Raw genomic sequence first — 16,118 nt, forward strand, 5'->3', positions numbered from 1 at the left:
GCCCTCATTGCTGTCGCCAGGAAGCTGCTGACCATCCTCAACGCCATGCTGCGCGACCGAAAAATCTATAAGGTCGAACCATCAACATAACAGTTGCCGGATCGGCGCGCGCTTTAAGCGCGCTTGTCCGGGACGACACCGATTCTGATAGCCGCGTCCGAGACTACCCCGCGATCTTCTCGACCGCCGCCTGATCCAGCCCGAACTTCTTCCCCGCCTCGAGAATCTCCTGCCAGGTGGTCGGATCGACCGGGATGCCTTCGGCGAGACGCTTCTTCCTGGTCTCGCGCTCGGGCTCGCCGGCGATCTTCACCTTGTCGACGCCGGGGGCGGGCGGCGAGCCGGTGTGCCAGGCGATGAAGCTCTCGACTTCGCGCGCCAGGTTCTCGCCCGTGCCGAGCTTGCCTGGATCGATGACGATCGAGAGCATGCCGTTGAGGACGTTGTACTTGCCGTCGGAGGGGCCCTTGACGACCTGGCCGCCGGAGAGTGCGCCGCCGAGGATTTCGCACACCAGTGCAAGCCCCGACCCCTTGTGCTCGCCGAACGGCAGAATGGCGCCGTGCGGCGGGATCACGGTGTAGCGCGGGTTGGTGGTCGGCTTGCCCTCGTTGTCGATGATGGTGCCGGGCTCGAGCTCGACGCCCTTGTTGTGGGCGACGCGGGTCTTGCCCTGCGCGATCCGGCTCGTGGCGAAGTCGAGCACGATCGGCTCCTTGCCCCGGCGCGGGATGCCGACGCAGAACGGGTTGGTGCCGTGGCGCGCATCGCTGCCGCCCCAGGGCGCAACGATCGGGCGCGAGATCACGTTGACGAAGTGGATCGACACCAGCCCGTGGTCGATGCACTGCTCGGCCCAGTGACCGATACGGCCGATGTGATGCGCGTTGGACAGACCAACGAGGCACACGCCGTTCTTCTTGGCGCGCTCGGCTGCCAGCTCCATCGCTTCATGGCCGATCACCTGGCCGTAACCGGTCAGGCCGTCGAGGGTGAGCAGCGGACCGGTGTCGAGCACGGTCTTGACGTGCTGGTTCACGGCGAGGCCGCCATTGACGACGCTCTGGACATAGCGTGGGATCATGCCGACGCCGTGGGAGTCGTGTCCCCTGAGATTGGCCTCGACAAGATTGGTGGAGACGAGCTCGGCTTCGCGGTCCGAGGAGCCACCGGCCTTGACGATTGCGCGGACGGCGTTCGTGAGCGGCTCCGCCTTGATGGTGCGATAGTCGGCCATTGTTGTTGCTCTTATCCTTTCACGATCCGGCGGCAATGGACCCATGCCGCTTCAATCAGGTTCTCGCTCGCTTCCGGCGTGCGGAAGGCGGAATGCGCCGACAGCGTCACGTTTGGAATTTTCGTCAGTGGATGGTCCGCCGGCAGCGGCTCGATGTTGAAGACGTCGAGGCCGGCGTGGCGGATGTGTCCCGACTTCAGCGCGTCGATCATCGCCTGCTCGTCGACGATGGCGCCGCGGGCGGTGTTGATGAAGACGACGCCGGGTTTCATCTTGCCGATTGTTTCGCGCGTGATCATGCCGCGCGTCTCGTCGTTGAGGAGCAGGTGCAGCGACACGACATCGCTGCGCGCCAGCAATGCGTCGAGATCGGTGAATTCGACCCCCGGATGACTCTTTGGCGAGCGGTTCCATGCGATCACCTTCATGCCGCCGCCGGACGCGATGCGCGCGACCTCGGCGGCGATGCCGCCGAAGCCGATCAGGCCCAGCGTCTTGCCGGTGAGCTGCATGCCGTCCTCGCGCAGCCAGTTCCCGGCGCGCATCTCGCGATCCATCATCGCGATGACGCGGGCCGAGGACCACATCAACGCGATGGCCGACTCCGCGACGGCGGTGTCGCCATAGCCCTTGATCAGATGCACGGAGATGCCGAGCTCGGCGAGCTCCTCCGGGTTCATGTAGCTGCGCGCGCCGGTGCCGAGGAACACGACGTGCTTGAGGCCCGCGCACTTCTTCGCGACTTCGGTCGGGAGCGCCGTGTGGTCGACGATGGCGATCTCGGCGCCGTCGAGGATTTCAGGATATTGCTCGGGTTTGATATCGGGGTCCCGGTGGATCCGTATCTTGGGATCACCCGGCTTCTCCAGCCGCTCCATGATCACGGCAAGCGCTTCATTGGCGTCGACGAAAACTCCGCGCATGGCGCTACTCCCACTCACGATGCGACGCCGGCGATCGCCAGCACGGTGTGCATCAGCACGTTGGTGCCCGCGGCGCAGTCGCCCTGCGTCGCATCTTCCAGCTCGTTGTGGCTGATGCCGTCCTTGCAAGGCACGAACACCATCGCCGCCGGCATGACGGTATTGAGATTGCAGGCGTCGTGGCCGGCGCCGGAGGTGATGCGGCGCGAGGAATAGCCGAGCGTCTTGGCTGCGTTCTCCACCGCTGCGATCAGCTTGGGATCGAAGTGCGTTGGCGGCTTGCGCCAGACGAGGTCAATTTTCACATCGACCTTGCGACGCGCGGCGATCTCGGCAATTGCGGCGCGCAAATCACGATCGAGCGCATCCATGATCGCGCCGTCGGCGCTGCGGCAATCCATGGTGAAGGCGATCTCGCCGGGAATGACGTTGCGCGAGGGATTGGCGATCACGGCCTCGCCGATGGTGCCGACCGCGTTCGGGCCGTGCTTGCTGGCAATGGCTTCCATCGCCAGCACGATCTCGGAGAGCGTCGCCAGCGCATCGCGGCGGAGCGGCATGGGGGTTGATCCCGCATGGCTCTCGAAGCCGGAAATCTTGCCGTCGTACCAGAGCACGCCCTGGCCGGAATCGACCACGCCAATGGTCTTGCCCTCGGCTTCGAGGATCGGGCCCTGCTCGATGTGGAGTTCGACGAAGCACCCGAGCTTCTGGAAACCGACCGGCTTGTCGCCGCGATAGCCGATGCTGTCGAGTGCCTGGCCGACGGTGGTGCCGTCGATGTCCTTGCGCGAGAGGATATCGTCGGTGGTGAAATCGCCGACATAGGCTGCGGATGCCATCATCGCCGGCGCGAAGCGCGAGCCCTCTTCATTGGTCCAGTTGACCACGCAGATCGGCGCCTCTGTCTCGATGCCGGCGTCGTTCAGCGTGCGGATCACTTCGAGCGCGCCGAGCGTTCCCAGAATGCCGTCATACTTGCCGCCGGTCGGCTGGGTGTCGAGGTGCGAGCCGATGCCGACGGGCAGCTTCGACATATCGCGTCCCTTGCGCAGGCCGAATTGCGAGCCGAGTGCATCGGTGTGCACCTCAAGCCCGGCGTCCTCGCAGGCCTTTCGAAACCAGTCGCGGACCTGCTTGTCTTCGCGGCTGAGCGTCAGCCGCCGCACACCGCCCTTGGCCGTCGCGCCGAATTGCGCGGTCTCGTGGATGGAGCCCCAGAGGCGGGCGGAATCGATTTGCAGGTTGGTCGCGGCTCGGCTCATGCGTCGGTCTCTTGTTGGTCCGGCACCTTTTTCAATGACGCGCCAGCGCGGACGCGTCAACTGCGAGGCTGCTCTGCGCAATCTGACATGCAAGCTCGGCGACGCGCTGCACCGCGACGACGTCGGGCGAGGCGAGCCAGCTCGCCGTGAATGTCAGCGGTGCGATCTCCAGGTCGGTGTCGAGCAATTGCAGCCGGCCGTCGGCGAGTTCGCTCTCGACGATGGCGTCGGGGATCACGGCGATGCCGAGGCCTTCCACCGCCATGTGGATCACGGTCGCAAGCGAGGCGGAGGCGTGCAGGCGGATCGGCGGCAGCTCCGGACGGTCGAATACCTCCCGGACAACTTCATAGGGCCTGGTCTTGCGCGGGAAGGTGATGATCGGAAAACGCGCGATATCGGCCGGAGTGACGGGGCCGTGGCCGAGCCCGAGTGAGGGACTTGCGAGAAAGCCGATCGGATAGTCGGCGAGCTTGCGGTTGTGCACGCCCGAAGCGGAGAGGGGCCCCACCACGAAAGCGAGTTCGATCTCCTGCGCAAGCAGGCGCGCGGTGAGGTTCGGCGTGATGTCGACCTCGATCTCCAGCGACAGGTTCGGATAGATTTCGTTGACGCTCTTCACCAGCCGCGGCAGCCAGGTGTGCACAATGGTCTCGGCCACACCGAGCCGCATCACGCCGCGCATCGCGGAAGCGTCGCCGATCTCCGCCATCATGGCCGCGCGCAGGCCGATCAGCTTTTCAGCATAGACCATCATCTGCCGTCCGCTCGGGGTGGGAGACGCAACGCGATGATCGCGGTTCAGCAGCTTGACCCCCATCTCGCGCTCGAGCTGCGCGATACGCTGGGAGATCGCCGGCTGGGTCGTATTGAGCCGTGCTGCGGCGCCCCGAAAGCTGCCGAGCTTGACAACCCAGAGGAAGGTTTCGATCGACCTGAAGTCCAGCATCGGAAGAATTTTCCTCTTCGATAAACCAAATTTATCGATATCGATTAGAAAGGAAGATTAGACTTTATAGCACGCTTGGTGTTGGCTGTCTTTGTCGAGTTTATAGGCAGGTCAATCACATGACTGTTTTGGTGGCAGCGCAGCAAACTGAAACGTCTGACATCCTCCCGAGCCGTCAGGCACGGCTCGCCTATCGCGGCGGCAGGGTCGGTTCGACCGCGGGGGTCGCCCCCGGCTTCGTCCAGGGCAATCTGGCGATCCTGCCGGCGGAATACGCCAGTGCCTTCCACCGATTCTGCCAGCTCAATCCGAAACCCTGCCCGATCATCGGCATGTCCGACGTCGGCAGTCCCCACATTCCCGCGCTCGGCGCCGATCTCGACATCCGCACCGACGTGCCGCGCTACCGCGTCTGGCGCGATGGCGAAGTCGTGGACGAGCCGACCGATGTGACGAAGCATTGGCGCGATGACCTCGTGACCTTCGTGCTCGGCTGCTCGTTCTCGTTCGAGGAGGCGCTGCTCGACGAGGGCATGCCGATCCGTCACATCGAGCAGAACGTGCGCGTGCCGATGTACCGCACCAACATCGCTTGCGGCGAGGCCGGTCCGTTCGCGGGGCCGATGGTGGTGTCGATGCGCCCGTTCAAACCGGCCGATGCGATCCGCGCGGTGCAGATCACCTCGCGCTATCCCGCCGTGCACGGCGCGCCTGTGCATCTTGGCCATCCGCACCTGATCGGCATCAACGACCTTGCCAAGCCGGACTATGGTGATCCCGTACCAGTCGCCCAGGACGAGATCCCGGTGTTCTGGGCGTGCGGCGTGACGCCGCAATCGGTGATCAACGCCGCCAAGGTACCATTCGCAATCACGCATTCGCCTGGCTTGATGCTGGTGACCGATCTGAAAAACAGGAACATGGCCGTGATTTAGTAGGCAGCGTTTGCTGCTTCTTCGGGCTTTACGCAGTTTGCCAATCGTTTCATTCGATACGCGCAAAATTCGAATAACAGGGGACTTTGCCAATGACGATCACTCGCCGCGACGTTCTGCTCGGAGCCACCGCCGCTGCCGCGCTGCTGCCGCTAGCTGCGCGCGGACAGACTTCCGAGGTGCTGATCGGCGCGACCTATCCCCTGTCGGGTGCGGGCGCCCAGGTCGGTGTCGATGCGCAGCGCGCGTTCGAGACCGCAATCGACATCATCAACAATGATCAGGACTTCGACCTTCCGCTGGCAAAGGGCGTCGGCTTGCCCGGTCTCGGCGGCGCCAAGATCCGCATCGTGTACGCCGACCACCAGGGCGACCCGCAAAAAGGCCGCGCCGAAGCCGAGCGACTGATCACCCAGGAGAAGGCCTGCGCCGTGCTCGGCTCCTATCAGAGCGCGGTCGCGGTCACCGTCAGCCAGATCTGCGAGCGTTACCAGATCCCGTTCCTGTCGGCCGACAACTCCTCGCCGAGCCTGCATCGCCGCGGACTGAAGTATTATTTCCGCGCATCGCCGCATGACGAGATGTTCTCGGCCGCGATGTTCGATTTCCTCGACGCGATGAAGAAGAAGGGCGTCAAGGCCGACACGCTGGCGCTGTTCCACGAAGACACGATCTTCGGCACCGACTCCGCAAACGCCCAGACCAAGCTCGCGACCGAGCGAGGCTACAAGATCGTCTCCGACATCAAGTATCGCGCCAACTCGCCGTCCTTGTCCGCCGAAGTCCAGCAGCTCAAGGCTGCCAACGCGGACGTGCTGCTGCCCTCGAGCTACACCACGGACGGCATCCTGCTGGTCAAGACGATGGCCGAGCTCGGCTACAAGCCGAACGCGATCCTCGCCCAGGCAGCCGGCTTCTCCGAAAAGGCGCTTTACGACGCCGTCGGCGACAAGCTCGAAGGCGCGATCACGCGCGGCAGCTTCTCGCTCGATCTCGCCGCCAAGCGGCCGATGGTCGGCAAGATCAACGATCTGTTCAAGGCGAAGTCGGGCAAGGACCTCAACGACAACACGTCGCGGCAGTTCATGGCGATGATCGTGATCGCGGACGCCATCAACCGCGCCAAGTCGACCGACGGCGAGAAGATTCGCGATGCGATGGCCGCAACCGACATTCCGGGCGAGCAGACCATCATGCCCTGGAAGCGGGTCAAGTTCGACGACATGGGCCAGAACAACGACGCCGATCCGGTGCTGCTGCAATATATCGGCGGCAAGTTCGTCACCATCTTCCCGTCGCAGGCGGCGGTGGCCGACGCTGTCTGGCCGATGAAGTGAGCATGGCTCGGGAGTTCTGACAGCTCCCGATCCTGATCTTGCGATGTAAGACGGAGCCCGCGTCGGGAAAGACGAGGGCGGGCTAGTCCTTTGCGATGCGCGTTCGATGATACCCCTCGGGCCGAGGGCTTTTTCTGGGGGACAAGTTGCTGACAGTCGAAACAATTGTCCAAAGTCTCGCGAGCGGCCTGCTGATGGGCCTGCTCTACGGCCTGATCGCCGTCGGCCTCGCGCTGATCTTCGGCCTGATGGACGTCACGAACTTTGCCCATGGCGAGTTCCTGATGATCGCGATGTACGCGTCCTTTTTCCTGTTCACGTTCTTCGCCATCGACCCCTTGCTTTCGGCGCCATTGGTTGCCGCGGCGATGTTCGTGTTCGGAGCGATCGTCTATCTGTTGATTGTACGGTTCGCCATGCGAGCCAAGGCCAACGCGGGCATGGTGCAGATCTTCACGACCTTTGGCCTCGCCATCGTCATGCGAGGCCTCGCCCAGCTGTTCTTCACGCCGGACTATCGCAGCATTCCGCAATCCTGGCTTGCCGGCAAAACCATCTCGGTTGCAGGCATCTTCCTTCCGGAGCCGCAATTGGTCGGTGCGCTGGTCTCGATCGCGGCTTTTGCCGGCCTCTACTTCTTCATCCATCGCACCGATTTCGGCCGCGCCTTGGAGGCCACCCGTGAAGATCCCGGCGCCGTCGCGCTCGTCGGCATCGACAAGAACCGCGTGTTCGCGTTCGGCTGGGGCCTTGGGGCCGCACTGGTCGGTCTCGCCGGCGCGATCATGGCGGTGTTCTTCTACATCTATCCCGACGTCGGCGCCTCCTTTGCGCTGATTGCCTATGTCACGGTGGCGCTCGGCGGCTTCGGCAGCGTGTTCGGCGCCTTTGCCGGGGGCATCATCGTCGGCCTAGTGGAAGCGGTGACCGCCCTGATGCTGCCGCCCTCGCTGAAGTCGGTCGGCATCTATGCGGTGTACCTGCTCGTCGTCTTCATCCGGCCGCGTGGCCTGTTCGGGTCGATGTGATGGACAAGCATTTTGCCGCGCGGCGCCGCCGCGATCTCATCATTGCCGCAGTGCTGGCCGCTCTTGCCGCGCTCGCGCCGCTCTTCGTCAAGAACGTCTACATCCAGAACATCATGGTCCTGACGTTGATGTATGCGGCGCTGTCGCAGAGCTGGAACATCCTCTCCGGCTATTGCGGACAGATCTCGCTGGGCCACGCGCTCTATTTCGGCATCGGCGCCTACACCACCGAGCTTCTGTTCACGAAGTTCGGCGTGTTGCCCTGGTTCGGGATGCTCGCCGGCGGCGGGATCGCGGCTGTTATCGCGATGGGGCTCGGCTATCCCTTCTTCCGCCTGCGCGGCCATTACTTCGTGATTGCGACCATCGTGATCGCGGAAATCGGCTTGCTGCTGTTCCAGAACTGGGAATGGGCGGGAGCCGCGATGGGGATCACCATTCCCGTGCGCGGCGACAGCTGGCTGAAATTCCAGTTCATGCGCAGCAAGCTGCCGTACTTCTACTTCGCGCTGGCGCTGTGCTGCCTCGCTTGGTTCGTCACCTGGTGGCTTGAGGATTCCAAATGGGGTTTCTGGTGGCGCGCGGTGAAGGACAATCCGGAAGCGGCCGAGAGTCTGGGCGTCGTCGTGTTCAACTCCAAGATGGGCGCGGCGGCGGTGTCTGCGTTCCTCGTTGCCGTCGGGGGTGCCTTCTACGCACAGTTCCTCGCCTATATCGATCCTGAAAGCGTCATGGGTTTCCAGTTCTCGCTGCTGATGGCACTGCCGGCCGTGCTCGGCGGTATCGGCACGCTCTGGGGGCCGGTGTTAGGGGCGGCCATCCTGATCCCAATGACGGAGCTAACGCGCTCCTATATCGGCGGCTCCGGCCGCGGCGTTGATCTCATCGTCTACGGCACGCTAATCGTGTTGATATCGCTCGCCCTGCCGCAGGGCCTCGTGAGCCTGCTCTCCCGCTCCAAGGCAAGAGGAGCCACGCGATGACCGCGCTCCTTGAAACCCGCGGCGTCTGGCAGCGGTTCGGCGGCCTCGTCGCCAACAGCGACGTTTCGATCTCGGTCGGCCGCGGCGAGATCGTCGGCCTGATCGGCCCCAACGGCGCCGGCAAGTCGACGCTGTTCAATCTCATCGCCGGCGTCCTGCCGCCGACGCAGGGCTCGATCTGGTTCGACGGTGAGAATGTCACCAATTTGCCGGCGGCCGAGCGCTGCCAGCTCGGCGTCGGCCGCACCTTCCAGGTGGTCAAGAGCTTCGAGACCATGACTGTCATCGACAACGTCATCGTCGGTGCGCTCGTTCGCAACACCGTGATGCGCGTGGCACGCCGCAAGGCCTATGAGGTGCTGGAATTCACTGGCCTTGCCGCGCGCGCCGACGTGCTCGCGAGCGACCTCGTGCCGGCCGAGAAGCGCCGGCTCGAAGTCGCCCGCGCGCTCGCGACCGAGCCGAAATTGCTGCTGCTCGACGAAGTCCTCACCGGCCTCACGCCGACCGAGGCGCAGACCGGCGTCGCGTTGGTGCGCAAGGTTCGCGATGCCGGCATCACTGTGCTGATGGTCGAGCATGTCATGGAGATCGTGATGCCGCTGGTCGATCGCGCCATCGTGCTCGACCTCGGCAAGGTTCTGGTCGAGGGTAAGCCTGCCGACGTCGTCCGCGATCCCAAGGTGATCAAGGCATATCTGGGAGATCGTCATGCTGTCGGTGCATGAAGTCACGACTGCCTATCAGGGCCTGGTCGCGATCTCCGCGGTCTCGATCGAGGTCCAGAAGGGCGAAATCGTCTGCGTTGCCGGCGCCAATGGCGCGGGCAAGTCGACGCTGCTCAAAACGATCGCCGGCGCCGAGCGTCCGCGTTCGGGCACTGTGACGTTCGACGGCAAGCGCCTCGACGGCATGGCGCAGCATCACGTTACCGCGACCGGTATTGCCTATGTGCCGGAGAACCGCCGCCTGTTTCCGCGCCTGTCGGTGCGCGACAATCTGCGCCTCGGCAGCTATCTCTATCGCGGCGAGGCGGATCGCGAGGCACCGCTGGATCTCGTTTTCAAGCTGTTTCCACGCCTCTCCGAACGCCTCGAGCAGCGCGCCGAAACGCTCTCCGGCGGCGAGCAGCAGATGCTGGCGATCGGCCGCGCGCTGATGACGCGCCCGCGGCTGTTGATGCTGGACGAGCCCTCGCAGGGCATCATGCCCAAACTGGTCGATGAGATCTTCCAGGCGGTGAAAACGATCCGCGAGGCCGGCATGACCGTGCTGATCGTCGAGCAGCGCATGGCCGAGTGCCTGGAGATCGCCGACCGCGCCTACATCCTGCAAACCGGCCGCGTGCTGATGCAAGGGCCGGCGGCGGAGATCAGGGGCAACCCGGATGTGCGCAAGGCGTATCTGGGGCTGTAGGTACGCTTCGCCATAACGGACGTGTCGAAACCGGATGCCCCTCAACGTCGTCCTGGCGAAAGCCAGGACCCATTATCCCAACTGGGTGTTTTGAGACGACATTGGTTGCCAGAATCTGCCAACAACTACTCCCTGTGGTAATGGGTCCTGGCTTTCGCCAGGACGACATCGGAAGAATTGTGATCTCAATGCTCGTGCCCATGCTCCGGCAACGTCACCCCGAACACCTTCACCAGATCGCTCACCTGCTCCGGTGACAAGTACCGCGGGTTCATGCCCCGCAGCAGCAGATACAGCTTCGCCGTCTCCTCCAGCTCCTCGGTCGCGAACACCGCTGCTTCCAGCGTGTCGCCGGCCACGACCGGGCCGTGATTGGCGAGCAGCACGGAGGAATATTTCCCCGCCAGCCCCTTGATCGCATCGGCGACGGCGGGATCGCCAGGGCGGTAATAGGGCACGAGCGCGGTGGCGCCGCATTTCATCAGGTAATAGGCCGTCATCGGCGGCAGTGCGGCGCGTGGGTCGATCTCGGGCAGCATCGAGAGCGCGACCGAATGCGTGGAATGCAGATGCACGATCGCCCGCGCGCTTGCGCGCGTGTCGTAGAGCGCGGTGTGCAGGGGAACTTCCTTGGTCGGCGCATCGCCTGAAACGAGGCGGCCTTGCTCATCCAGCCGCGACAACTTGGCCGGATCGAGGAAGCCGAGCGAGGCGTTGGTCGGCGTCACGAGCCAGCCGCCGCCGTCCAGCCGGACGCTGATATTGCCTGACGACCCCGGCGTCAGCCCGCGCTCGAATAGCGACCGTCCGAAGCGGCAGATATCCTCACGCAGCCTTGTCTCGTTGCTTGTCTCAGTTCTCATGGCCGTCATGCTCGCTTGTCTCACGCTTTGGCAGCGCGGCCAAGCCGTGTTATTCGAGGTCACGAGCCCCCGCAAAGGGTGGCCGTCCGGGAAACGTTCGCAAGAACAAGAAGGGTCAGTTGCATGTCAGCCTCCACGTCACAGAACCAGCGCATCGCCGTCATCGGGCTCGGCTCGATGGGATACGGCATGGCGACGTCGCTGAAGCGCGCTGGCCATAGCGTGACCGGTTGCGACGTTTCAGCTGATGCGGTCGCGCGGTTTGTCGGGGATGGCGGCGCTGGCGCTGCGACTCCGGCCGAGGCGGCCAAAGGCGCCGATATCGTCGTCAGCGTCGTCGTCAATGCTGCCCAGACCGAGACGATCCTGTTCGGCAAGGACGGCGTCGCCGAAACCTTGCCGAGGGATAGCGTTTTCATCTCCTCCGCGACCATGGATCCCGACGTGGCGCGGCGCCTCGCCAAACAGCTCGAGGCGACGGGCCGTCATTATCTGGATGCGCCGATCTCTGGTGGCGCGCAGCGTGCCGCGCAAGGCGAGCTGACGATTCTCGCGTCGGGCAGCGCGGCCGCCTTTGCAAAAGCGCGTCCGGCGCTCGACGCCATGGCGGCAAAACTCTACGAACTTGGCGATGCCGCCGGCCAGGGCGCGGCCTTCAAGATGATCAACCAGCTGCTCGCCGGCGTGCATATCGCGGCGGCCAGTGAAGCGATGGCGTTCGCCGCCAAGCAGGGCCTCGACATCCGCAAGGTCTATGAGGTGATTACGGCCTCCGCCGGCAATTCCTGGATGTTCGAGAACCGCATGCCGCATGTGCTCGACGGCGACTACACGCCGCGCAGCGCAGTGGAGATTTTCGTGAAAGACCTCGGCATCATCCAGGACATGGCGCGTACCGCAAGATTTCCAGTACCGGTCTCCGCCGCAGCCCTCCAGATGTTCCTGATGACGTCGGCTGCCGGCATGGGCCGCGACGACGATGCATCGGTGGCGCGGATGTATGCCCAGGTCACCGGCGTCAAGCTTCCCGGCGACAAGTAGAAGAGGATTCCAATGCCCCGTTTTGCCGCCAACCTCTCGATGATGTTCACCGAGGTGCCGTTCCTCGATCGTTTCGACGCTGCCGCTTCAGCCGGCTTCACCGCCGTCGAATTTCTCTTTCCCTACGAGCATCCGGTCGAAGCGGTTGGCGAACGGCTCAAGCGCAACGGCCTCACCCAGGCGCTGTTCAACCTGCCACCAGGCGACTGGAATGCCGGCGAGAAAGGATTTGCAGCGCTGCCTGCACGCTTCAATGATCTCAAGGCGAGCCTTGAGACAGCGCTGCCTTATGCACAGGCGACCGGCGTCAAGCGCCTGCATTTGATGGCGGGCATCGCCAACCGCGGCGAGCGCATCGCGATCGAGGCCTTCTACAAATCGGTGGCCTGGGCGGCCGAATTCTTCGCGCCGCATGGCATCGACATCGTGATCGAGCCGATCAATGCGCGCAACGTGCCCGGCTACTTCCTCAACGATTTCGGCTTCGCACGCGATCTGATCCAGGAGTTGAGGCTGCCCAATCTGAAACTCCAGTTCGACATCTACCACTGCGGGATCATCCACGGCGACGTCGCCATGCGGCTGCGCGAGATGATGCCGATCATCGGCCATGTCCAGATCGCCAGCATCCCCTCGCGCAACGAGCCCGATGGCGAGGAGCTGAACTATCCGTTCCTGTTCGACGAGCTCGATCGTCTCGGCTATGCCGGCTTCGTCGGTTGCGAATACAATCCGCGCGGCAAGACCACCGACGGCCTCGCCTGGTTCAAGCCCTACGCCGGAGTGAAGCCGTGACACTTGCATTGGGCTGCATCGCCGACGACTACACCGGCGCCTCCGACCTCGCCAACACGCTGACGCGCGCCGGCCTGCGCACGGTGCAGACCATCGGCGTGCCCGCCGATGATCTGAAACTGCCCGAGGTCGACGCCGTCGTGGTGTCGCTCAAGAGCCGGTCGATCGAGCCGGGGCTCGCGGTGTCGCGCTCGCGCGCCGCGGAGACATGGCTGCGCAGCCGCGGCGCGAGCCATGTGCTGTTCAAGATCTGCTCGACCTTCGATTCCACCGATGCCGGCAACATCGGCCCGGTGATGGATGCGCTCCGCGCCGATTGCGGCGAGGCTATCGTGCTGGTGACGCCGGCTTTCCCGGAGACCGGCCGCACCGTCTATCAGGGCAATCTGTTCGTCGGGGCCGTGCCGCTGAACGAGAGTCCGCTGAAAGATCACCCGCTCAACCCGATGCACGATTCCAATCTGGTGCGTGTGCTGGCGCGCCAGAGCAAGACGCAGGTCGGTCTTGTCGATCTCGCGACGCTCGCGCGCGGGGTGGACGCCGTCCGGGCCCGGCTTGCCGAGCTCTCCGGCAAAGGCATTGGAGCTGCGGTTGTCGACGCCGTATTCGACCGCGACCTCGAGACCATCGGCCTTGTTGCCGCCGATCATCGGCTGTCGGTCGGCGCCTCAGGCATCGGCCTCGGGCTGGCGCGAGCGCTGGTCTCGACCGGCAGGGTCAAGTCGGCGGCAGCCGGCAGCGAGCAGGGCGCTGCCGTCGGCGGACAGGTGGCATGCCTTGCCGGCAGCTGCTCGCAGGCCACCCTGCAGCAGATCGCCAACGCCGAACGCGTCATGCCGGTGTTACATCTCGATACCGACCGTATTCTTACGGGCGCGAACGAAGCGCAGCGTGCGTTCGATTGGGCGAAGGAGCTGATGGCCCAAGGTCCGGTGCTGATTGCATCGAGCGCGACGCCTGCGGACGTCGCAGCGCTTCAGGCGCGTCACGGCCGCGACGCCGCAGGGCACGCCATTGAGCAGACGATGGCCGACATCGCCGAAAGCCTCGTAAAATCAGGCGTGCGGCGCTTGATCGTGGCCGGTGGCGAGACCTCCGGCGCCGTCGTCGACCGCCTCGGGATCCCCGGTTTCCTGGTCGGCACGGAGATCGCCGCGGGAGTGCCGGTGCTTCGTGCCGTCGGCGCGGCCGCGGGCGACATGCTGCTCGCCTTGAAGTCAGGCAATTTCGGCGGACCGGAGTTTTTCGCGGACGCGATGAGGCTCATGCGCTGAGCGCAGAGCATTTTTAGTTCCTCATTCACTTCTTTAAGGTTCCGTACTCGTACGGAGTCGTAGTTAACAACTGCTCAGTCGCTTTGTTGTTGGATATCGGCGCCGACGCCTTCGGTTGATCGATTTTTGGACGCGCCACTGCGTCAACGCAAAGAGACCCATTATGCTCGCTACCATCTCCATTCGTGCCAAGATCATCAGTGTCGTGGCGTTTCTGCTGATTGCGATGACCGGCATGGGGCTGCTCGCCGTCATGAAAATGCGGGCGATCAATGCCAACACGACCGACATCAGCACGAACTGGATGCCGAGCGTGCGCGTGCTCGGCGATCTACGCGCCGGCGTCATTACCTATCGCAACGTCATCCGAGAGCACATGCTGGCCGAAACGCTGGAAGAGAAGCTCGCGGCCGAAAAGACGCTGGCGACCGTCGTCGAGGCCAACACCAAGTTTCGCAAGTCCTATGAGGGAATGATCACCTCGCCCGAGGAGCGCGCTCTCTACAGCCAGTGGTCCCAGACCTGGGATAACTACAAGAAGGGCACACAGCAGGTCATGGCGCTGTCGCGTCAGGAAGCCGGCAAGACTCCGCATGAGGCGCACGAGCTCAACACCAAGACCGTCAACAAAATCGGGCTCGAAGCCGACGCCATCCTGGCCAAGGACATCGAGCTCAACACCAATGGCGGCAATCAGGCTGCCGTGGATGCCGGTGACACCTTCTACTACGCTTTCATGCTGGTCGCGATCATCCTCGGTGCCGCCGTCATCGCCGGCATCGGCGTCAGCTTCTATCTGGTCCACGATGTCTCCAGCGGCATCAATTCGATCATTCAGCCGATGCAGGCGCTGGGCCGTGGCGATCTCTACGCCGAAGTCCCGCACCGCGGCGAGAAGACCGAGATCGGCTCCATGGCCGATGTGCTCCAGGTCTTCAAGGAAGCGCTGATCGCCAAGAAGGCGGCCGACGAGGCCGCTGCGGCCGACGCCGAAGCCAAGATCGAGCGCGGCCGCCGCGTCGACGGCATCACCCGCGAATTCGAGACCATGATCGGCGAGATCGTCCAGACCGTGTCGTCGGCCTCGACCCAGTTGGAGGCCTCCGCCTCGACGCTGACCTCGACCGCCGACCGCTCGCAGCGGCTGGCGACCACGGTTGCTGCGGCTTCGGAAGAAGCCTCCACCAACGTCCAGTCGGTGGCTTCGGCGACCGAAGAGATGGCCTCCTCGGTCGGCGAGATCAGCCGACAGGTGCAGGAATCGGCGCGGATGGCGGGCGACGCCGTCGGCCAGGCCCGTGCCACCACCGAGCGCGTCAGCGAGCTCTCGAAGGCCGCCTCCCGTATCGGCGATGTCGTCGAGCTGATCAACACCATCGCCGGCCAGACCAACCTGCTGGCGCTGAACGCGACCATCGAGGCGGCGCGCGCCGGTGAAGCCGGCCGCGGCTTCGCGGTTGTCGCCTCCGAGGTGAAGGCGCTGGCCGAGCAGACTGCCAAGGCGACCGGCGAGATCGGTCAGCAGATCTCCGGCATCCAGGCGGCGACCAACGACTCGGTCGGCGCGATCAAGGAAATCTCCTCGACCATCGAGCGGCTCTCGGAAATCTCCTCGGCGATCGCAGCCGCGGTGGAAGAGCAGGGCGCCGCGACCCAGGAAATCGCCCGCAACGTGCAACAGGCGGCCCAGGGCACCCAGCAGGTCTCCTCCAACATCACCGACGTGCAGCGCGGCGCGACCGAGACCGGCACCGCCTCCTCGCAGGTGCTGTCGGCCGCGCAGATGTTGTCCAACGACTCGAGCCGGCTGAAGACCGAGGTCGGCAGGTTCCTGACCAACGTCCGCGCGGCTTAAGACTCAAGTCGATGTGAGTTCTGAAAGCGGCGCCGTCCGGCGCCGCTTTTTGACGTGGCTGAAAGCTGCCCCGGCCATATTCGAGGCTGAGACTGCATATCTGGAATGCGATTTCGCAGTGCGATAGCAGGGAAGTGACCGCGCGTGAGCCGCTGGGGTTGGCCATTTCAGTGCTGTTCGGGTAAATCGACGCCGGGAAACCGTGGGGGCGTGTTCC

15 protein-coding genes are annotated in these 16,118 nt (G+C 64.2%); 10 read left to right on the plus strand and 5 right to left on the minus strand.

Annotation, left to right across the window (positions count from 1 at the left end; all coding sequences use genetic code 11):
• Positions 1 to 163: 163 nt before the first annotated feature.
• Genes JQ621_RS28330 through JQ621_RS28345 form a run of 4 tightly spaced genes read right to left on the minus strand, consistent with a single transcriptional unit; the run spans position 164 to position 4,374 of the window.
• Positions 164 to 1,237: a malate/lactate/ureidoglycolate dehydrogenase gene (locus tag JQ621_RS28330; RefSeq protein WP_212239594.1), complete on the minus strand. Its 1,074-nt coding sequence runs from the start codon at positions 1,235 to 1,237 to the stop codon at positions 164 to 166.
• 11 nt (positions 1,238 to 1,248) lie between these two features.
• Positions 1,249 to 2,160 (minus strand): NAD(P)-dependent oxidoreductase, encoded by a 912-nt coding sequence (locus JQ621_RS28335; protein WP_212239597.1) that lies wholly within the window; start codon positions 2,158 to 2,160, stop codon positions 1,249 to 1,251.
• A gap of 14 nt (positions 2,161 to 2,174) precedes the next feature.
• Positions 2,175 to 3,425, minus strand: coding sequence for a Zn-dependent hydrolase (locus JQ621_RS28340; RefSeq protein WP_212239600.1), 1,251 nt, complete (start codon positions 3,423 to 3,425; stop codon positions 2,175 to 2,177).
• Positions 3,426 to 3,456: 31 nt separating this feature from the next.
• Complete coding sequence (locus JQ621_RS28345; protein ID WP_212239603.1) at positions 3,457 to 4,374, minus strand: LysR family transcriptional regulator; 918 nt, start codon at positions 4,372 to 4,374, stop codon at positions 3,457 to 3,459.
• A 119-nt stretch (positions 4,375 to 4,493) separates the two neighbouring features.
• On the opposite strand from JQ621_RS28345, the gene JQ621_RS28350 reads away from it, so the two are divergent.
• The 6 genes from JQ621_RS28350 to JQ621_RS28375 all read left to right on the plus strand — a co-directional run bounded on the left by JQ621_RS28350 (position 4,494) and on the right by JQ621_RS28375 (position 10,073).
• A complete protein-coding gene (locus JQ621_RS28350; RefSeq protein ID WP_212239605.1) occupies positions 4,494 to 5,309 on the plus strand; it encodes a putative hydro-lyase in 816 nt (271 codons plus the stop codon).
• Between the two features lie 92 nt (positions 5,310 to 5,401).
• Positions 5,402 to 6,646 carry an ABC transporter substrate-binding protein gene (locus JQ621_RS28355; RefSeq protein WP_212239607.1) on the plus strand — a complete coding sequence of 415 codons (1,245 nt, stop codon included), beginning with the start codon at positions 5,402 to 5,404 and terminating at the stop codon, positions 6,644 to 6,646.
• Positions 6,647 to 6,795: 149 nt separating this feature from the next.
• Positions 6,796 to 7,674 carry a branched-chain amino acid ABC transporter permease gene (locus tag JQ621_RS28360; RefSeq protein WP_212239870.1) on the plus strand — a complete coding sequence of 293 codons (879 nt, stop codon included), beginning with the start codon at positions 6,796 to 6,798 and terminating at the stop codon, positions 7,672 to 7,674.
• Positions 7,674 to 8,657, plus strand: coding sequence for a branched-chain amino acid ABC transporter permease (locus tag JQ621_RS28365; protein WP_212239609.1), 984 nt, complete (start codon positions 7,674 to 7,676; stop codon positions 8,655 to 8,657). Before JQ621_RS28360 ends, JQ621_RS28365 begins: the two co-directional genes overlap by 1 nt.
• Complete coding sequence (locus JQ621_RS28370; protein ID WP_212239611.1) at positions 8,654 to 9,385, plus strand: ABC transporter ATP-binding protein; 732 nt, start codon at positions 8,654 to 8,656, stop codon at positions 9,383 to 9,385. The genes JQ621_RS28365 and JQ621_RS28370 overlap by 4 nt, the downstream gene beginning before the upstream one ends.
• A complete protein-coding gene (locus JQ621_RS28375; protein WP_212239613.1) occupies positions 9,369 to 10,073 on the plus strand; it encodes an ABC transporter ATP-binding protein in 705 nt (234 codons plus the stop codon). Before JQ621_RS28370 ends, JQ621_RS28375 begins: the two co-directional genes overlap by 17 nt.
• 185 nt (positions 10,074 to 10,258) lie before the next feature.
• Here JQ621_RS28375 and otnC read toward each other — a convergent pair whose 3' ends face one another.
• The gene (gene otnC, locus JQ621_RS28380; RefSeq protein WP_212239615.1) at positions 10,259 to 10,945 is read right to left on the minus strand and encodes a 3-oxo-tetronate 4-phosphate decarboxylase; all 687 of its coding nucleotides are present in this window, start codon (positions 10,943 to 10,945) and stop codon (positions 10,259 to 10,261) included.
• A gap of 114 nt (positions 10,946 to 11,059) precedes the next feature.
• Here otnC and ltnD point away from each other — a divergent pair, with 114 nt between their 5' ends.
• The 4 genes from ltnD to JQ621_RS28400 all read left to right on the plus strand — a co-directional run bounded on the left by ltnD (position 11,060) and on the right by JQ621_RS28400 (position 15,901).
• Positions 11,060 to 11,977: an L-threonate dehydrogenase gene (gene ltnD, locus JQ621_RS28385; protein ID WP_212239617.1), complete on the plus strand. Its 918-nt coding sequence runs from the start codon at positions 11,060 to 11,062 to the stop codon at positions 11,975 to 11,977.
• A 12-nt stretch (positions 11,978 to 11,989) separates the two neighbouring features.
• Positions 11,990 to 12,772 carry a 2-oxo-tetronate isomerase gene (otnI, locus tag JQ621_RS28390; RefSeq protein ID WP_212239619.1) on the plus strand — a complete coding sequence of 261 codons (783 nt, stop codon included), beginning with the start codon at positions 11,990 to 11,992 and terminating at the stop codon, positions 12,770 to 12,772.
• A complete protein-coding gene (gene otnK / locus JQ621_RS28395; RefSeq protein ID WP_212239622.1) occupies positions 12,769 to 14,046 on the plus strand; it encodes a 3-oxo-tetronate kinase in 1,278 nt (425 codons plus the stop codon). The genes otnI and otnK overlap by 4 nt, the downstream gene beginning before the upstream one ends.
• Positions 14,047 to 14,209: 163 nt before the next feature.
• Positions 14,210 to 15,901, plus strand: a complete 1,692-nt coding sequence (locus JQ621_RS28400; RefSeq protein WP_212239625.1) for a methyl-accepting chemotaxis protein — start codon at positions 14,210 to 14,212, stop codon at positions 15,899 to 15,901.
• Positions 15,902 to 16,118: the final 217 nt, after the last annotated feature.

The sequence above is a fragment of the Bradyrhizobium manausense genome (assembly GCF_018129685.1).
Lineage (GTDB): Bacteria > Pseudomonadota > Alphaproteobacteria > Rhizobiales > Xanthobacteraceae > Bradyrhizobium > Bradyrhizobium manausense_D.

Excerpts from the sequence above, each read along its gene's own strand:
- JQ621_RS28340 (WP_212239600.1), bottom strand. The coding sequence starts at position 3,425 with ATGAGCCGAGCCGCGACCAACCTGCAAATCGATTCCGCCCGCCTCTGG.
- JQ621_RS28350 (WP_212239605.1), top strand. The coding sequence starts at position 4,494 with ATGACTGTTTTGGTGGCAGCGCAGCAAACTGAAACGTCTGACATCCTC.
- JQ621_RS28345 (WP_212239603.1), bottom strand. The coding sequence starts at position 4,374 with ATGCTGGACTTCAGGTCGATCGAAACCTTCCTCTGGGTTGTCAAGCTC.
- otnC (WP_212239615.1), bottom strand. The coding sequence starts at position 10,945 with ATGACGGCCATGAGAACTGAGACAAGCAACGAGACAAGGCTGCGTGAG.
- JQ621_RS28335 (WP_212239597.1), bottom strand. The coding sequence starts at position 2,160 with ATGCGCGGAGTTTTCGTCGACGCCAATGAAGCGCTTGCCGTGATCATG.
- JQ621_RS28355 (WP_212239607.1), top strand. The coding sequence starts at position 5,402 with ATGACGATCACTCGCCGCGACGTTCTGCTCGGAGCCACCGCCGCTGCC.
- JQ621_RS28370 (WP_212239611.1), top strand. The coding sequence starts at position 8,654 with ATGACCGCGCTCCTTGAAACCCGCGGCGTCTGGCAGCGGTTCGGCGGC.
- otnI (WP_212239619.1), top strand. The coding sequence starts at position 11,990 with ATGCCCCGTTTTGCCGCCAACCTCTCGATGATGTTCACCGAGGTGCCG.
- ltnD (WP_212239617.1), top strand. The coding sequence starts at position 11,060 with ATGTCAGCCTCCACGTCACAGAACCAGCGCATCGCCGTCATCGGGCTC.
- JQ621_RS28365 (WP_212239609.1), top strand. The coding sequence starts at position 7,674 with ATGGACAAGCATTTTGCCGCGCGGCGCCGCCGCGATCTCATCATTGCC.
- JQ621_RS28375 (WP_212239613.1), top strand. The coding sequence starts at position 9,369 with ATGCTGTCGGTGCATGAAGTCACGACTGCCTATCAGGGCCTGGTCGCG.
- JQ621_RS28330 (WP_212239594.1), bottom strand. The coding sequence starts at position 1,237 with ATGGCCGACTATCGCACCATCAAGGCGGAGCCGCTCACGAACGCCGTC.
- JQ621_RS28400 (WP_212239625.1), top strand. The coding sequence starts at position 14,210 with ATGCTCGCTACCATCTCCATTCGTGCCAAGATCATCAGTGTCGTGGCG.